This is a genomic window from Citrobacter sp. R-1.5.2 (genome assembly GCF_035064245.1).
Taxonomy (GTDB): Bacteria; Pseudomonadota; Gammaproteobacteria; order Enterobacterales; family Enterobacteriaceae; genus Citrobacter.
Genome location: NZ_JASEYC010000118.1, coordinates 1 through 242 on the forward strand (window position 1 = coordinate 1; position 242 = coordinate 242).

Consider the following 242-nt stretch of genomic DNA (forward strand, 5'->3'; position numbering starts at 1 on the left):
CGCAGGCCTGTGTCGGGAAGATTGATCCACTCATTATCACCACGTTTCCACTGTGCCTGATACGCTACGATATCTGCCTGGGTTTTCCCGTTTGTATCTACTGGCGCATCCCAACTCGCAACCATAGTGGCGATACGCTGTCCCTGGCGGACCGAAGCGTAGCTGCTAATTGCGATGTTCGACGTTTGCCCTACCAGGCCTGTCGGTATCAGACTGAGCGGTGGCGTATCCAGTCGGGCAGG

1 protein-coding gene is annotated in these 242 nt (G+C 56.2%); it reads right to left on the reverse strand.

The window, feature by feature from the left end; translation table 11 throughout:
• Nucleotides 1-242, reverse strand: a 242-nt coding sequence (locus tag QMN38_RS26865; protein ID WP_323606442.1) for a hypothetical protein, incomplete at both ends; no start/stop codon positions are given.